The organism is Nitrosomonas nitrosa (assembly GCF_003051105.1).
GTDB lineage: Bacteria > Pseudomonadota > Gammaproteobacteria > Burkholderiales > Nitrosomonadaceae > Nitrosomonas > Nitrosomonas nitrosa.
Map to the genome: position 1 here is coordinate 70,935 of NZ_QAOO01000012.1, position 15,312 is coordinate 86,246.

A 15,312-nucleotide genomic window follows, 5' to 3' on the forward strand; every position below is an offset into this window, starting at 1 on the left:
CAAGCGTGGAATGAGCATCACCCAACCCAATGATTGGGGTATGTTTTCATATTTGTAATTTTTTTAAAACGTTTCAGTGATCGTGACCATGTGGTCCGTGGACATGACCGTGCGATACTTCATCAGCTGTAGCCGCTCGGACTGCCATGACAGTACATTCGAATTGTAAGGCCATACCCGCCAGCGGATGGTTGCCATCGACGACTACAATGTCATCGGTTACATCGGTTACCGTATAAATCATTATATCCTCGGAATTTTCCTCTCCACCCTCAAACTGCATGCCTATTTCCACATTTTCGGGAAATGCGTTGCGGGGTTCGATACGCAGTAATTCACTATCGTATTCCCCAAAGGTTTCTTCTGGCTCCATCGCTATGGACAAGGCGTATCCTGCTTCTTTGCCTTGTAGTGCAGCTTCTACTGCGGGAAACATTCCACCATAGCCGCCATGTAGGTAGCTGACCGGTGAAGTCGATTCATCGACAATTTCACCCTGCAAGTTGGACAATTTATAATATTGGAGTGATACCACAGTATCTTTTTCTATACGCATATGTTTATGCCTTTTATTGAATTACATTGAAAACGAAGTATACGGCTGTTTGTATACTTCCACGATCAGGTCAGATTAAACTGACCGGCCAAGCAGCGCAACGGTGATGGTTGCGATGCCCAGTATAAGATTAAACCCGATCAACCAGCGAATTCTCCCTAGCGCGTCACCGGCACTTGGCCATTCTTCCTTTGCGATATGGTTTCTAAGTTTGCTGAATACTGAGAAAACAACATAAAAGAAAATCAGCGTCATCAGTAGGCCTATCGCAAGCATGAGGTGAATGGACAAACCGACATTGGCAAATCCCCCCATTTGCATGATCATATAAAACCCACTTGCCAGGATAAGGCCCACTGCTAGAAATACCCAAGGGAAGAAACGGCTAAATACTTCCTGCCACAGTTTCAATCTCAGCGCAGGCTCGAGCAATTGCACCGCGACTGGACGTAAAATCATGTAGGCAAAAAACATCCCGCCTATCCAAACGACTACACCGAGCAAATGGAGCAATAAAGGTATTTTCATCATATTTGTTACTCAGAAAATGGAAATCAGAAATTAGTTCATTTCGTGGCTAAAGCACTGATGGGCGCGAAGCTACGCCGATGAATTTCAGTAATACCGTATTGTCGTAGGGCTTGCATATGGGCTTTCGTCGGATACCCTTTATGGCGGTCTAGGCCATACGCCGGGTAGCACTGGTGTAATCGCAACATCTCTGCATCACGCGCGGTCTTTGCCAATATCGAGGCTGCCGAAATTTCTGGAACCAGACTATCACCTTTAACAATGGTTTTGACGGGGTAATGTAATTGGGGCGATTGATTACCATCGACCAGAACGAGCGAAGGTGCTAGCGGCAATTTTTCGACCGCCCGTTTCATGGCGAGTAAGCTTGCTTGCAGGATATTCATTTGATCTATTTCGGCGACAGAGGCAAACGCAATAGACCAAGCTTTGGCGTGACGAGTGATGCATTCTGCCAGTAAGGTACGTTTGCGTTCGTTTAGCTTTTTGGAATCGGCCAATCCTGTAATTGAGCAATTTGAACCCAGAATGACACAAGCTGCAAAAACAGGACCGGCAAGGGGTCCTCTCCCTGCTTCGTCCACGCCACAAATCCAAGTGGTTTCAGTCATGGGCTCAATACACCATGAATACATAAAAATGATAAATTTTGCCGCGTACCTGTTGCTATCAGATATTTCTAGCAGTACACATGAGCTCAGCTTCGGTTACGAGTTGGTCATCCACTTCGGCCCGTGCTGCGTATTTCCAGACGCCTTTTATTTGCCGGGTGATGTTTACTTTCAATACGAGTTGGTCACCTGCCGCAACTGGTTTCTTGAAGCGAACGCCGTCGATCCCAACAAAATAATAAACTTGTGCATCATTTTTTGCTGCATTTTCTGTTTTGAGTGTGAGCAAAGCGGCCGCTTGCGCCAAAGCTTCGATGATCAGGACACCCGGCATGACGGGATAATGGGGGAAATGCCCCACAAAATAGGGTTCATTGATCGATACGTTTTTGATGGCCACGATTTGTTTGCCGGGCTCATAAGAGACGACCCGATCAACCAGAATGAATGGATAGCGGTGCGGTAAATATTTTAAAATTTCATAAATGTCCATGGCGTTCACGCTTTTCTCCCTTTTGCCTGGATAATAGATGGATTTTTTGCATAAAGCCTTCGTGTGGCCGTTTCGATGAAGAAATTGAATAGGGGCTAAATAGTACAGGATCTGGCTATTTCCCGGTAGCCTGCGATGGTTCGCCCATAGCTTTAATGACTTGATTCGTGATATCGATGCGCTGACTACGATAAACCGAATCTTGTAGCTGCAAGATCAAATCATAATCTTCTTTTTCTGCAATATGTTTGATGGTTTTGTTTACCTGCTCTAGGATTAAACTATATTCCTCATTCTGGCGCATGCTCAAATCTTCTCGCATTTGCTGTTGCGCACGCTGATATTGACGGCTGAGGTGTGCAAGCTCTCGCTCCTTCACACGCCTTTCCTCGACCGTTAGATTTTGATCATTTTGCTCCAATTGATTTTGTAGGAGCTGGATTTCAGCTGCCATCTTCTTGATACGCTCATCATAAGCCTGAAATTCTTTTTCTATTTTCTTTTGTGCAAGAAGAGCCGGCGCAGATTCACGTAGAATCTTTTCGGTATTGACAACACCAATTTTGATTTCTCGTGCGAACAAGTTGAACGATGTAACAGTCAGCATTATCAAGATAGCTAACATATTGAACCAGTGCTCACGGTATAATTTGCTGCCCAACAATTTCTCCTGATTAGTTATACGGGAATCAGAACGTTTGTCCCAACTGGAACTGGAATCTTTGTATATCGTCACCCTTCCCTGCGTTCAGTGGCTGGGCAATACTGAACCGGAGCGGACCCATCGGAGAAATCCACGTGACGGCCAACCCGGTCGAGTATCGCAAAAAATCGATGCTTAAATCTGACCAGTCATTGAAAACATTGCCGCCATCAAAAAAGGCGGCCAAGCGGACAGTTTTGTTATCTTTCATGAAAGGGGCTGGGAACAAAAGCTCCACACTCCCCACAACACGCTTACTTCCCCCAACGACCGTTCCGCGTCTGCCTACTATTGGATTGCCATTGACGTCCAATAAGGGATCTCGCGGACCTAACGAGTTGATATTGTAACCACGGACTGAATTGAAGCCGCCAGCAAAGAAATTTTTAAAGAAGGGGAGCGATTCTCCTGAATAACCATCCCCAATACCGATTTCCCCATCGAGCATCAAAGTGAAAATTCTCGAAATAGGCAAAAACCATTTTTGATCATAACTGACCTTGTAGTAGGTTAATTCGGCAAAAGGTAGGCTAAATTCTCCATGCAATCGATGCGTGGTGCCGGAGGTGGTCCAGATGGCACTGTCACGGCGGTCACGTGCCCAGCTGAGCGTAAGAGGGAGGTTGGTCGTCACATCACCATGAGCCTTGATGCCTTTTTCTGGGTTTCCATCGACAAAGTCTTTATAGCGCTGGGGGCTGTTGTTTCTTAGATCGATTCCGGTACGTTCAGCACCGAACCCAAGCGAAACGATATCGTTCTCTGCGATAGGAATGCCAAAACGCATTGTGGCGCCGGCAGTATCGGTGTTGAAAATCCCTACACTTGGCAATGAACGGGTGTTGATGTCCCGCCGAAAAATGTCAAAACCAAGACTGATGCCATTGATCGTCCAGTAAGGGTTGGTAAACGACGCCGAGAAGATTTTATTAACGCTCCCTGTGTTGACTGAAACACTCAGGAAATTACCGGTACCGAATATGTTATTTTGAGAAACCGAACCATTCAGAATAATGCCTTCCAAATCCGAGTAACCCGCACCAAACATGATGGCCCCAGTCGGTTTTTCAGTCACATGGATATTGATATCGACTTGATCGGGTGCATTCGCGACAGGTGGCGTTTCTACATTCACGCTGGTGAAGAAATCCAATCGATCTACACGCTGTTTGGATCGATTGATTTGCGACGTCGAATGCCATGCACCTTCCATCTGACGGAACTCTCTACGAATTACTTCGTCTCGTGTACGATCATTACCGCTGATATTAATACGCCTCACGTAAGCTCGTCTGCCGGGATCAACATAGAACGTAAATGCAGTTTCTCTGCTATCTTTATCGATTTCCGGTGAAGCGTTGACATTGGCAAATGCGTAACCTTCATCTCCTAGCCGGTCGGTGATGAGTTTGATGGATTCTGTGAGTTTTTCCCGATTGAAGATCCCACCGGGTTCAAGTTTGATGAGTTTACGTAATTCGTCTTCAGGCAACAGGAGATTCCCTGCGAGTTTTATATCTGATACGGTGTATTGTGGCCCTTCGGTGATATTGATAGTAATGTAAATATCCTTCATATCGGGCGTGATGGAGACTTGAGTCGAATCGATTGCGAATTCCAGGTAACCGCGGTCGAGATAGTAGGATCTTAACGTTTCCAGATCAGCAGACAATTTTTGTTTGGAGTATTGGTCGTCCTTGGTAAACCAAGTCAGCAACCCGGGTGTTTTTAGTACGAACAGACCAATCAGGTCTTTATCATCAAATGCCTCATTACCGACAATATTGATTTGGCGAATACGCGTGGTTTTACCTTCTTCGATATCGAAATTTATCCCGATACGGTTGCGTTCCAATGGGGTAGTGGTGGTGGTAATTTTGACTGCGTATTTACCGCGGCTGATATATTGCCGTTTCAGTTCTTGCTCGGCTTTTTCCAGCAAGGAGCGGCTAAAAATACGCGATTCGGCCAATCCTGCTTGCTTTAGACCTTCTTTTAGTTTGTCTTTTTCGAATTCTTTAGCGCCATTGATATTTATCTGAGCAATGGCTGGACGTTCTTGAACTTGAACAATTAGGAGACCGTTTTGCGCTTTGAGTTTGACATCTTGAAAGAAACCCGTTGCATACAGTGTTTTAATAGCAGAGGTAGCCTTTGTTTCATCTAATACATCACCAACTTTTATGGGGAGATAGCTAAAGACAGTACCGGCCTCGGTACGTTGTATCCCTTCAACTCTAATATCTTTTACGATGAATGGCTCGATTGCGCCACAAGTGAGTGAATAAAAGAAACAATAAAGTATGACAAGATACTTGAACTTCATGCTTAACCAGAAATAAGCCGATAAATATCGTTGTATATCGCAAAAACCATTAGAGTGAACAGCATTGCGATGCCGATCTGCTGACCGATCGCCATCGTTTTTTCTGACAATGGCGAACCCTTGATGATTTCAATGACATAATACATTAAGTGCCCCCCATCCAATACCGGGATGGGTAAGAGGTTCAGAACTGCAAGGCTGATACTGATCAAGGCCAGGAAACTCAAATAGGCAATGATCCCCATCTGAGCCGACTGACCTGCATAATCTGCAATCGTAATGGGGCCACTCACATTTTTTAGAGAAACTTCTCCCATTACCATTTTGCCAAGCATGCGAAAAGTGAAAATCGTCATTTCCCAGGTTTTATCGAATGCTTTTAGCAATGCAGCGCCCGGCGGATAAGTCACGTTGACGTGCAGCTTATTTAAGACTTCATGATCAATTTTTGGGGCGATGCCGATCCTGCCAATTTCTGAATTACCCTCGTTGGCGCTATCAGGTGTAATGGGGATTTCCATGATATTGCCGTTACGCAAAATTTCCAGGATGAGCGGTTGCCCGGGATGAGCGCGTATAATTGTAACGAGTTCTTCCCAGCGCTCGATCTCTTTATGATCGATGGAAAGAATTTCATCTCCTGCCATTAATCCAGCGCGCTCACCAGCGCTGCCAGCCATGACCTGACCTACCACAGGCGACATGAACGGCTGGTAGACGGCCAAGCCAATTTTCTCGAGGAAGTGTGCATCCAGATCATCGGCATGCATATCACTCAAATTCATTTTCCGCCAGAAAATCTCGCCACGTTCATTGATAGTTTCTACCATGACTTCGGGGTTGCGATCTACTGCGTGCGATAATAATACCCAGCGTGCATCCTGCCATGTCGCTACAGGTTCATTCTCGATTTTTACAATCGTTTCCCCTTCCTGGAAGGCGGCCATGGCGGCAGGAGTCGATGGTTTTATCGGACCGAGCATCGGCTTGATGCCGCTGACGCCTGATATGAAAAGTAACCAGTAGAGCAAGATCGCAAGCAGGAAATTAGCGAGCGGGCCTGCTGCAACAATGGCGAAACGTTTTGACACGGATTGTCGATTGAAGGCACGAGCTAAGTCTTCGGGGGGAACTTCCTCTTCACGCTCGTCCAGCATTTTGACATAGCCACCCAAGGGAAGCGCTGCAACGACCCATTCAGTTTGATCTTTGCCTAAGTTTTTCTTGAATAAGGGTTGTCCAAAACCAATCGAGAACCGTAACACCTTTACGCCGCACCATCGTGCTACTAGGTAATGTCCAAATTCATGGAAAGTAATTAATACTCCTAAAGCAACGATAAAAGCTAGAATCGTAAAAAGTATCGACATATCAATTAAAAAGGATGGAAATAATCATCGACAGATTCATCAAATGTTGGGTTGCGAAAAAACTTTTCATTCATTGTTCTCTATTTTATTAGCAAAAAATCTTGCCATGTTAAACCTGGCAAGCCATCAGCCAATCCCGCGCAGTTTCGCGAGCCAATGTATCGGCTGCTATGACATCTTCCAGGGTATTTACTTCATTTCTACTGATACGTTGCATGACTTGCTCAATCATGGCTGGAATTGCGGTAAAGGGCATTTTGCCCGCAAGAAACGATTCAACGGCGATTTCATTGGCAGCGTTGAGTACGGCTGGCATGTTTCCACCAGCAGAGAGTGCGCCATAAGCAAGTCTCAAGCAAGGAAATCGTGCAAAATCAGGTGCTTCAAAATTTAATTGCGCGATCTCGAAAATATCTAATGATTTTACGCCACTTTCTATTCTCTCGGGGTAGCTGAGCGCATGTGCGATAGGGGTACGCATGTCAGGATTGCCCAATTGAGCGAGTACTGAGCCATCGATGTATTCAACCATCGAATGGATGACGCTTTGAGGATGAATGACGACCTGAATGTCATCTGGCGCAGCATCGAATAACCAGTGTGCTTCGATCACTTCCAATCCTTTATTCATCATCGTGGCAGAATCGACCGAAATTTTCCTTCCCATGACCCAGTTAGGGTGCGCACAAGCTTGCTCTGGCGTGACATGTTGAAATTCCGATAATGCGAGACGACGGAAAGGTCCACCCGATGCTGTTAACAGAATGCGGCGGACCCCCACCGATGTAAGATCATCATTAAAATGCTGAGGCAGTGATTGGTAAATGGCATTATGCTCACTGTCAATTGGCAATAAGGTTGCGTGATGATGCTTTACGATATCCATGAAAATATGCCCTGCCATGACTAACGTTTCTTTGTTGGCCAATAAAACGGTTTTTCCAGATCGGGCTGCGGCAATCGTCGGGCGAATGCCCGCGGCACCCACAATCGCTGCCATGACCGTATCGACTTCTGGTAAGGAAGCCACTTTCTCTAATGAGTCAATGCCTGATAATACTTCAGTACCCATTCCAGCCGTCTTGATTTTCTTGCTCAATCTTTCAGCGCTGACGGCATCGAGCATGACGGCATAACGGGGATGAAAACGCTGGCATTGCGTGAAAATTTTATCTACGTTTTGATGTGCGGTCAGCGCTGTGACATGGAATCGATCAGGGTGACGCGCGACGACATCCAGGGTATTTTCACCAATACTTCCGGTAGATCCTAGGATGGTGAGTTGACGGATAGCTGTCATAGTTCTAATGAATTAATAATGAGAAAAACCAAGATCGCGACCGGTAATGTCGAGGTAAGCGCATCGATGCGGTCGAGTATACCACCGTGACCTGGCAAAATATTGCCACTATCTTTGACGCCTGCATGGCGTTTCATCAGCGATTCGAACAGATCGCCAACGATGCCAAGCGCCGTGAGGATAAGTGATAATAGGATTAGCCCGATTACTGAAAAACCATACGCTTTATCTGCCATCAGCCCCCATATCAAAGCATAGCAGAAAACGGCAACTAAGGCGCCAGCTACACCCTCCCATGTTTTCCCAGGGCTAATGGATGGCGCAAGCTTATGCTTGCCAAACGCACGTCCGGTAAAATAAGCAGCGCTATCCGATATCCAGACCACACTCATCAATCCGAGCAACAACCAAGGATCGATAGCGCGCAATTGATACAATGCCATGCAGGTAGGCAATAGCACCAGCCAGCCGCTGAACATGAGCAAGCTAGGACATTTAATGGGCTGTGCTGTTGCTAGCAAAATCGGTGCGGCGATCACCCAAAAAAGGCAGGACAGGGCGTAGAGCCAAAGCATGCCAGAATGGTTTGGGGTATGCACCACGACTTCGCTCAGCCACAGCAGTAATTCTCCACCGAGCAAAGTTGTGATAATCAAATACAGAATGGACTGTCTCGTGGTGAAGCTGCCAAGCTTGCACCACTCGTGTGCAGCGGTTACGGTCAGTGCAAGCAGTAATATTCCCCAGAATATGGAGGGAAAATAAAATAAAGCGGACAGAAAGAAGACGATGAGAATAGCCGCAGTGAGAATTCTGGTTTTAAGCATGAAAAGAGGGTATCCCGCTGGCTAGAAAAAATGTTGCTAATTTTTTTTCTTGGCAGCAATATTAGTTATTCCTTCTTCTACAGTTCTATTCTGGAGCTGTTCACTGATTTGGCCAAAGCGGCGCTCACGCTGTTGATAAGATTTTATCGCTAAATCAAGCGCGTGCGCATCGAAATCTGGCCAAAGCGTATCGGTGAAATATAACTCTGCATAAGCGAGCTGCCACAGCAGAAAATTGCTAATACGATATTCACCTCCTGTTCGAATGAATAAATCCGGATCAGGTGCATAATTCATGGCTAGATATTTGGAAAGATCCGCTTCGTTGAGATTTTCGATTGAGTGATGCGCATTTGCCATCATTTTCTGGGCAGCTTGCATTATATCCCAGCGTCCACCATAGTTTGCTGCGACCGTAAATATCAATCGTGTATTATCGGCGGTGAGTTCCTCTCCTTGACGAATAAATGCCACGGTCTTTGCATCAAATTTGGATAAATCGCCAATGACTTTGAAGCGAATCCCATTTTCATTGAGTTTGGTGACTTCTTGTTCGAGAGTACTGAAAAAAAGTTGCATCAGAAAAGTAACTTCCTCATTTGGGCGGCGCCAATTTTCACTGCTAAAGGCAAACAACGTGAGATAGCCTACGCCTTGTTCCATGCAGGCTTTAATGACGCCCCTGACTGCTTCGACACCTTGTTTGTGTCCGGCAACACGAGGCAAATAACGTTTCTTCGCCCACCGACCATTGCCATCCATGATAATGGCGATATGTCTGGGGATGATGCTTTTTTCTGAAATATCGCGCGATGAACTCGAGCCCTGTGGCATAGATCTACACAGCCATCAATTCAGCTTCTTTGGCTTGTAACAATTTTTCAACTTCGGCAATATAGCGATCGGTCAATTTTTGTATCTCTTCTTGACCTCTTCGATCATCATCTTCAGAGATTTGCTTGTCTTTTAGCAGTTCTTTCAGCTGAGCATTGGCGTCTCTTCTAACATTGCGCATAGCTACCCGTGCTGCTTCAGCTTCATTTTTGACGATCTTTGCAAGTTCGCGTCTGCGTTCTTCAGTCAGCGGAGGCATTGGGACGCGCACCATCTCACCCACCGTCATTGGGTTCAATCCTAAATCCGAGTCACGAATGGCTTTTTCGATTGCACTCACCATTTTTTTTTCCCAGGGGACCACACCTAGGGTGCGTGCGTCAGGCAAGCTGACATTCGCGACTTGATTGATGGGAGTGGGTGTTCCATAGTAATCGACCATGACATGATCTAATAATCCCGTATGAGGACGTCCACTTCGGATTTTACTAAAATCTATTTTAAGCGCATCTAGGCTTTTCTGCATTTTTTGCTCGGCAGCTTTCTTTATATCAGCGATCATATATACTCATCGTCCTCTCTGAATTATCAACTACTCACTGAAGTACCTTCATTTTCCCCCATAATGACCCTTCTAAGTGCACCTGATTTAAAAATACTGAATACATTGATGGGCATTTTTTGATCGCGGCATAGTGTAAGGGCGGTGGCGTCCATGACTTGCAAATTTTTCGCAATGGCTTCATCAAAGGACAAGTGTTGATAACGCGTTGCATTGGCATCAATCTTGGGATCACTGGAATAGATTCCGTCCACTTTAGTGGCTTTCAGTACGATATCTGCATTGATTTCCATTCCACGCAATGCTGCCGCCGTATCAGTCGTAAAGAAAGGATTGCCCGTTCCTGCCGCAAAAATGACTATTTTACCTTCTTCTAGATATCTTATCGCTTTATTGCGGATATAGGGCTCAACTATTTGCTCGATACGCAAAGCGGATTGTACTCGGGAAATCAAACCATTCCGCTTCATCGCGTCTTGTAGAGCAAGCGCGTTCATGATGGTGGCTAGCATCCCCATATAATCCGCTGTCACACGATCCATGCCGTCACCCGCAGATTTCATGCCTCGAAAAATATTCCCTCCGCCTACCACGACAGCCACTTCGATACCGAGTTGCGTCACTGCCGCAACTTCTATCACGATATGTTCTACAATATTTCGATTAATACCATACTTGTCGTCACCCATCAGGGCCTCGCCTGAAAGCTTCAACAGAATACGTTTATAAGCAGAGGGCATAAAAAAGAATCGGTTAATTACGATACTTTATTTTCTTTGATCTGACTGACTTGAGCCATGACCTCTGCCGCAAAATCGTCAGATCGTTTTTCGATACCCTCTCCTACCACAAAAAGTGTGAAGCCATTTACTGCAGCAGATTTGGCGGTAAGTAATTTCTCTACCGTTTGATCGGGATCTTTAACGAAAGGTTGGCCTAACAGGGTGACTTCTGCCAAGTATTTGGAAATCCGGCCTTCTACCATTTTTTCAATGATATTGGCTGGTTTCCCGCTTTCGGCCGCCTGTGCAGTAAAGATCTGACGCTCATGCGCTAGCAAGTCGGCGGGTATCTCATCACCGGAGACACACAGTGGCTTGCTGGCTGCGATATGCATTGCGAGATCTTTGCCAAGAGATTCATCCCCTCCCGTGTAATCGATCATGACCCCAATTTTTTGGCCATGCAGATACATCGCAAGGTGGCCTTTGGCCGTATAGCAAGCACATCGTCTGATACTGATATTTTCGCCGAGTTTCATCACGAGTGCCTGGCGGGATGCTTCGACCGTGTTACCTGTTGGCAGCGTCATATCTCCTAATGCATCTACCTCGGCAACGTTGTTTGTCGCTATTAGCTGTGCCAAAGTTTTTGCAAAAATAATGAAATCATCATTTTTAGCAACGAAATCGGTTTCACAATTCAGTTCAACCAGCGCACCTTTTTTTCGGTCATCGGAAATAAAGGCACCTATGACGCCTTCGGCAGCGATTCGTCCTGCCGCTTTACTGGCTTTGGCGCCGCTTTTTATCCGCAAGAGATCTTCGGCTGCCTTCATATCGCCATTCGTTTCAACCAGGGCCTTTTTACACTCCATCATTCCCAGGCTGGTCAGTTCGCGTAATTCTTTTACCATGCTCGCGGTAATTTCCGCCATATTCACTCCAAGTACTGAAATCTTACAAAATTGATCAACGTGTGAAGAAAACCTTACGGTTTATCCACTTTTCCTGATACCCGTCTTTCGGTTTCATTTGCTTTCGGCGGCAGCATTACTCATTTCAATGATTTCCTGAATGGATTGATTGCGGCCTTCCAGTATGGCGTCAGCAGCTGCGCGCGCATAAAGCCGGATGGCCTGACCAGAGTCATCGTTGCCTGGAATAACATAATCTACGCCTGCTGGATTATGATTGGTATCGACCACCCCTACAATTGGGATTCCGAGCTTATTGGCTTCAGTGATCGTGCCTTTCTGGTAACCGACGTCTATTACAAACATTGCATCTGGCAATCCTTTCATTTCTTTGATGCCACCGAGACTGCCGTTGAGTTTGTCGAGTTCGCGTTGAAAGTCAAGCGCTTCTTTTTTGACGAATTTTTCAAGTAGACCATCCTGCACCATCGCTTCCATCTCTTGCAGACGTTTAACTGATTGTTTGATGGTTTTGAAATTGGTGAGCATTCCACCTAACCATCGCTGGTTTACGTAAGGGGACCCGCAGCGCGTGGCTTCTTCTCGAATGATATCGCGTGCTTGGCGTTTCGTACCTACAAACAGGATAGTACCGTTGTTTGCTGAAAGTCTGCGTAGGTACTTCATTGCTTCGTCAAACATTATCAATGTTTTTTCCAGATTGATAATGTGGATTTTATTGCGTTGCCCAAAAATGTACGGTGCCATTTTTGGATTCCAAAAACGGGTTTGGTGCCCAAAATGCACCCCTGCTTCCAACATTTGACGCATATTGACTGACATATCTTTTCCTTTAGGGTTAAACCGCCACTCGCCGCTACCTATCTTGCTTACCTAGCACCCTATTAAGGATGGCGAGTGTGTGTATTTTTTAATTGAGAAACATTCAGGATCGCTTATGAATAATCCTGATCGCGACGAGGATTATAACATGCTCAGATGCTAGCTCAACAAAAGCCGTTGCGACTGTAATGACCTGGCCTAGTCGCCGGTTTTTGTTATTTGAACCGGTGTGATTGATGAGAAGAGCCGCAGATTTTGCGATTTAGCTGGTAAATGTCATTTAATTCAATATGTCTGTTATTAACGGTGATCATGCCTTCTTCTTGTAATTTGGACAAAGATCGGCTGACTGTTTCAAGTTTGAGTCCGAGATAGCTGCCAATTTCTTCACGCGTCATTCTGAGAATGAAGTTTTTGGGAGAATAGCCACGCTTGGCGAAACGTTCAGATAAATTGAGTAAGAAAGCTGCTAATCGCTCTTCCGCTTTTCTGTTGCCTAGCAACATCATGGTGGTGTGATCCTTGACAATTTCCCGGCTCATGATTTTATGAAAATGATGCATTAATAACGGAATTTTCAAGCTAAGCTCTTCCAGTTTCTCGAAAGGTACCTCGCAAACTTCGCTGTCCTCCAATGCCACGGTGTCGCAGGTATGTATTTCTGCGCTGATAGCATCTAATCCTAATAATTCACCCGTCATATAGAAGCCAGTGACTTGCTGATGGCCATCCACATCAAGTACGTAAGATTTAAAAAAACCGTTTCGCACAGCATACAGTGATTTGAAAGCGAGTCCGGCGTGAAACAAGTATTCACCACGCTGGATTCTGTATTTTCGCTCGATTAACTTGCTAAGCGTCTCAATTTCCCGATCATCGAGGCCGACCGGCAAGCACAGTTCTCGTAAGCTACAAGTCGAACATTTCGATGTGGATCTCGATGCAAGGTAATTTCTGGGCTGTGTGGACAAAATAGCTTCCTGTTAAATACCAATTATCGATCAGGCAAAACGTTTAATACGCTCATTTATCAAAAAAATAGCCGCATAAGCTTATTCTTCGAAAATCCTTATGCGGCGTGGGGATAAACCATGATGACAGCTCGTGATTTACTTTGCTGCATCTACAAATTGATCGCTCCCGTGTTATTTGGTTTCGCTATTTTCCAAAATATACTGAGCAAGCCCTTCGACTGAGTCGCCCATGAGATTGGGAAAGGCGGGCATTGAAAAGCCTTTGCCGTTTCTGATTCTGTCGATGATGGCTTCTGTATTAGCCATGCTCGGGCTCAGCGCCATGACTTTGCCATTGACGGGAGTATGGCATTTCGCACAAGCCTCCTTGAAAATGATCTCAGGCGTTGCGCTAGCCTCAGGCATATATTTATCCCTTGAACAACCGCTCAATACGATTAGCGCACAAACCATCAACAAAGGTATTTTTCTCATTCTTTTATACTCCAGGTTATTTCTTAATTAAATCGAATACAGGATACACCGGGACACAGTTTATCATAATGAGCATGCAAAATATCTTGCAATCAACCGCCCTGCTTATTAGCGGCGCTAATAAGCAGGCAAATAATAAACTAACACTCAATCGTGCTGATCTTTACTGCTTTGGCGCTGAGGAGCTGTAGAATTAGTCTGTGATTCAGGTAATTTTGCCAGCGATGGCAGCTCGAGATGAAGTGCCGCTTTGCATAACATATGCGCACTTACCGGTGCGGTAATGAATAGAAACAGGGTGACCAGCACTTCATGCAGGCTGATGCTGTCTTCATGGAAGGTGAAGTAAAGCGTTGAAGCAACCAAGAGGCTGCCTACACCTAAAGTGGTTGCTTTGGTCGGACCGTGAATCCGAGTATAAAAATCCTGAAGTCTGGCTAATCCGAGCGATCCAATGAAGGTGAAGATTGCACCGGTCAGAATGAGGGCGGAAATGAAAAATTCAAGCATAATTTTATTCTATGATATCGCCACGTAACAAATACTTGCAGGCCGCGACCGTGCCTACAAAACCCATCACAGCAATGAGTAAGGCAACCTCAAAATACAGTGCACTGGAAAGATGGATGCCTAATAATACCAATAACGCAATCGTATTGATGTAGAGCGTATCAAGCGCAAGGATTCGATCAGGAAGACTTGGGCCGCGCAGCAAACGCCAAAAGCTCAATGCCACTGAGGCGGTGACTAGCATCAACGCGATAAAAAGCGCATAGCTCAGCATTGTTCAAAAATCTCCTTCAGTGGTTTTTCGTAGCGGAATTTGATCGTCGTAACGAGTTCGTCTGTATTGTTTAAATGGAGTGCATGCACCAATAAATAGCTGCGGTCGTCTGAGAGCCGCGCAGAAACGGTACCTGGCGTCAGTGAAATGACGTTCGCGAGAAAACTGATTGCTAAGTCTGATTTGAGTTCCAACGGTATGGAAACAAACGCAGGCTTGAGATTGCCGGGGCGGCCAAGGATAAGTCTTGCGACTGTGAAATTGGCCAATACGATATCGATTAGTATGATGCATATAAAATGGAGTAAACGGACAGGGTGATGAATGCGCACTTCCTCTGGCCAAAATTGCGTAGTAATGAGTGGGATCATCCAGCCCAGCAGCAAACCCAGCACAATTTGTCCAGGGTGAAGGCTGTTGACGAGTAACAACCATATGCCTGCCAGGGTTAAAGTGAGCAGTGGATGGGGCAACAGACGACGCATCAC

General features: G+C 45.6%; 19 protein-coding genes. All 19 read right to left on the reverse strand.

The features are described 5' to 3' along the window. Positions 1 to 73 precede the first annotated feature (73 nt). Positions 74 to 556 (reverse strand): FKBP-type peptidyl-prolyl cis-trans isomerase, encoded by a 483-nt coding sequence (locus tag C8R30_RS08555; RefSeq protein WP_090667895.1) that lies wholly within the window; start codon positions 554 to 556, stop codon positions 74 to 76. 75 nt (positions 557 to 631) lie between these two features. Further along, positions 632 to 1,087, reverse strand: coding sequence for a CopD family protein (locus tag C8R30_RS08560; protein WP_338061123.1), 456 nt, complete (start codon positions 1,085 to 1,087; stop codon positions 632 to 634). 35 nt (positions 1,088 to 1,122) lie between these two features. After that, positions 1,123 to 1,698 carry a ribonuclease HII gene (gene rnhB, locus C8R30_RS08565; protein WP_090667892.1) on the reverse strand — a complete coding sequence of 192 codons (576 nt, stop codon included), beginning with the start codon at positions 1,696 to 1,698 and terminating at the stop codon, positions 1,123 to 1,125. Positions 1,699 to 1,756: 58 nt separating this feature from the next. Further along, positions 1,757 to 2,191 carry a 3-hydroxyacyl-ACP dehydratase FabZ gene (fabZ, locus tag C8R30_RS08570; protein ID WP_090667889.1) on the reverse strand — a complete coding sequence of 145 codons (435 nt, stop codon included), beginning with the start codon at positions 2,189 to 2,191 and terminating at the stop codon, positions 1,757 to 1,759. Between the two features lie 115 nt (positions 2,192 to 2,306). Further along, positions 2,307 to 2,852 carry an OmpH/Skp family outer membrane protein gene (locus tag C8R30_RS08575; RefSeq protein WP_239654213.1) on the reverse strand — a complete coding sequence of 182 codons (546 nt, stop codon included), beginning with the start codon at positions 2,850 to 2,852 and terminating at the stop codon, positions 2,307 to 2,309. 28 nt (positions 2,853 to 2,880) lie between these two features. Beyond that, positions 2,881 to 5,220, reverse strand: coding sequence for an outer membrane protein assembly factor BamA (bamA, locus tag C8R30_RS08580; RefSeq protein ID WP_090667885.1), 2,340 nt, complete (start codon positions 5,218 to 5,220; stop codon positions 2,881 to 2,883). Positions 5,221 to 5,222: 2 nt separating this feature from the next. Continuing rightward, a complete protein-coding gene (gene rseP, locus C8R30_RS08585; protein WP_090667882.1) occupies positions 5,223 to 6,590 on the reverse strand; it encodes an RIP metalloprotease RseP in 1,368 nt (455 codons plus the stop codon). A gap of 109 nt (positions 6,591 to 6,699) precedes the next feature. Beyond that, the gene (gene ispC, locus C8R30_RS08590) at positions 6,700 to 7,890 is read right to left on the reverse strand and encodes a 1-deoxy-D-xylulose-5-phosphate reductoisomerase (protein ID WP_107783089.1); all 1,191 of its coding nucleotides are present in this window, start codon (positions 7,888 to 7,890) and stop codon (positions 6,700 to 6,702) included. Further along, on the reverse strand, positions 7,887 to 8,717 hold the full coding sequence (locus C8R30_RS08595) for a phosphatidate cytidylyltransferase (RefSeq protein WP_107789944.1): 831 nt from the start codon (positions 8,715 to 8,717) through the stop codon (positions 7,887 to 7,889). Before C8R30_RS08595 ends, ispC begins: the two co-directional genes overlap by 4 nt. Before the next feature lie 36 nt (positions 8,718 to 8,753). Continuing rightward, positions 8,754 to 9,551: an isoprenyl transferase gene (locus tag C8R30_RS08600; protein ID WP_090667876.1), complete on the reverse strand. Its 798-nt coding sequence runs from the start codon at positions 9,549 to 9,551 to the stop codon at positions 8,754 to 8,756. 4 nt (positions 9,552 to 9,555) lie between these two features. Further along, positions 9,556 to 10,113, reverse strand: coding sequence for a ribosome recycling factor (gene frr / locus C8R30_RS08605; RefSeq protein ID WP_090667873.1), 558 nt, complete (start codon positions 10,111 to 10,113; stop codon positions 9,556 to 9,558). Positions 10,114 to 10,139: 26 nt separating this feature from the next. After that, a complete protein-coding gene (pyrH, locus tag C8R30_RS08610) occupies positions 10,140 to 10,853 on the reverse strand; it encodes a UMP kinase (protein ID WP_107789945.1) in 714 nt (237 codons plus the stop codon). 17 nt (positions 10,854 to 10,870) lie between these two features. Beyond that, entirely contained in the window at positions 10,871 to 11,770 is a 900-nt protein-coding gene (gene tsf / locus C8R30_RS08615) for a translation elongation factor Ts (protein ID WP_107789946.1), read from the reverse strand. Positions 11,771 to 11,863: 93 nt separating this feature from the next. Then, the gene (rpsB, locus tag C8R30_RS08620) at positions 11,864 to 12,592 is read right to left on the reverse strand and encodes a 30S ribosomal protein S2 (protein WP_090667865.1); all 729 of its coding nucleotides are present in this window, start codon (positions 12,590 to 12,592) and stop codon (positions 11,864 to 11,866) included. 215 nt (positions 12,593 to 12,807) lie between these two features. Further along, entirely contained in the window at positions 12,808 to 13,563 is a 756-nt protein-coding gene (gene fnr / locus C8R30_RS08625) for a fumarate/nitrate reduction transcriptional regulator Fnr (RefSeq protein ID WP_107789947.1), read from the reverse strand. Positions 13,564 to 13,737: 174 nt separating this feature from the next. Further along, positions 13,738 to 14,040, reverse strand: a complete 303-nt coding sequence (locus C8R30_RS08630) for a c-type cytochrome (RefSeq protein WP_090667859.1) — start codon at positions 14,038 to 14,040, stop codon at positions 13,738 to 13,740. Between the two features lie 147 nt (positions 14,041 to 14,187). Continuing rightward, positions 14,188 to 14,550 carry a Na+/H+ antiporter subunit G gene (locus C8R30_RS08635; protein WP_090667857.1) on the reverse strand — a complete coding sequence of 121 codons (363 nt, stop codon included), beginning with the start codon at positions 14,548 to 14,550 and terminating at the stop codon, positions 14,188 to 14,190. Positions 14,551 to 14,554: 4 nt separating this feature from the next. Then, positions 14,555 to 14,824 carry a K+/H+ antiporter subunit F gene (locus C8R30_RS08640; protein ID WP_090667854.1) on the reverse strand — a complete coding sequence of 90 codons (270 nt, stop codon included), beginning with the start codon at positions 14,822 to 14,824 and terminating at the stop codon, positions 14,555 to 14,557. Then, positions 14,818 to 15,309 (reverse strand): Na+/H+ antiporter subunit E, encoded by a 492-nt coding sequence (locus C8R30_RS08645; RefSeq protein ID WP_107789954.1) that lies wholly within the window; start codon positions 15,307 to 15,309, stop codon positions 14,818 to 14,820. Before C8R30_RS08645 ends, C8R30_RS08640 begins: the two co-directional genes overlap by 7 nt. Positions 15,310 to 15,312: the final 3 nt, after the last annotated feature.

What these genes read in the sequence shown, in the direction of transcription:
- C8R30_RS08555 (WP_090667895.1), bottom strand. Translation starts at nt 556, where the DNA reads ATGCGTATAGAAAAAGATACTGTGGTATCACTCCAATATTATAAATTG.
- C8R30_RS08560 (WP_338061123.1), bottom strand. Translation starts at nt 1,087, where the DNA reads ATGATGAAAATACCTTTATTGCTCCATTTGCTCGGTGTAGTCGTTTGG.
- rnhB (WP_090667892.1), bottom strand. Translation starts at nt 1,698, where the DNA reads ATGACTGAAACCACTTGGATTTGTGGCGTGGACGAAGCAGGGAGAGGA.
- fabZ (WP_090667889.1), bottom strand. Translation starts at nt 2,191, where the DNA reads ATGGACATTTATGAAATTTTAAAATATTTACCGCACCGCTATCCATTC.
- bamA (WP_090667885.1), bottom strand. Translation starts at nt 5,220, where the DNA reads ATGAAGTTCAAGTATCTTGTCATACTTTATTGTTTCTTTTATTCACTC.
- rseP (WP_090667882.1), bottom strand. Translation starts at nt 6,590, where the DNA reads ATGTCGATACTTTTTACGATTCTAGCTTTTATCGTTGCTTTAGGAGTA.
- ispC (WP_107783089.1), bottom strand. Translation starts at nt 7,890, where the DNA reads ATGACAGCTATCCGTCAACTCACCATCCTAGGATCTACCGGAAGTATT.
- C8R30_RS08595 (WP_107789944.1), bottom strand. Translation starts at nt 8,717, where the DNA reads ATGCTTAAAACCAGAATTCTCACTGCGGCTATTCTCATCGTCTTCTTT.
- C8R30_RS08600 (WP_090667876.1), bottom strand. Translation starts at nt 9,551, where the DNA reads ATGCCACAGGGCTCGAGTTCATCGCGCGATATTTCAGAAAAAAGCATC.
- frr (WP_090667873.1), bottom strand. Translation starts at nt 10,113, where the DNA reads ATGATCGCTGATATAAAGAAAGCTGCCGAGCAAAAAATGCAGAAAAGC.
- pyrH (WP_107789945.1), bottom strand. Translation starts at nt 10,853, where the DNA reads ATGCCCTCTGCTTATAAACGTATTCTGTTGAAGCTTTCAGGCGAGGCC.
- tsf (WP_107789946.1), bottom strand. Translation starts at nt 11,770, where the DNA reads ATGGCGGAAATTACCGCGAGCATGGTAAAAGAATTACGCGAACTGACC.
- rpsB (WP_090667865.1), bottom strand. Translation starts at nt 12,592, where the DNA reads ATGTCAGTCAATATGCGTCAAATGTTGGAAGCAGGGGTGCATTTTGGG.
- C8R30_RS08630 (WP_090667859.1), bottom strand. Translation starts at nt 14,040, where the DNA reads ATGAGAAAAATACCTTTGTTGATGGTTTGTGCGCTAATCGTATTGAGC.
- C8R30_RS08635 (WP_090667857.1), bottom strand. Translation starts at nt 14,550, where the DNA reads ATGCTTGAATTTTTCATTTCCGCCCTCATTCTGACCGGTGCAATCTTC.
- C8R30_RS08640 (WP_090667854.1), bottom strand. Translation starts at nt 14,824, where the DNA reads ATGCTGAGCTATGCGCTTTTTATCGCGTTGATGCTAGTCACCGCCTCA.
- C8R30_RS08645 (WP_107789954.1), bottom strand. Translation starts at nt 15,309, where the DNA reads ATGCGTCGTCTGTTGCCCCATCCACTGCTCACTTTAACCCTGGCAGGC.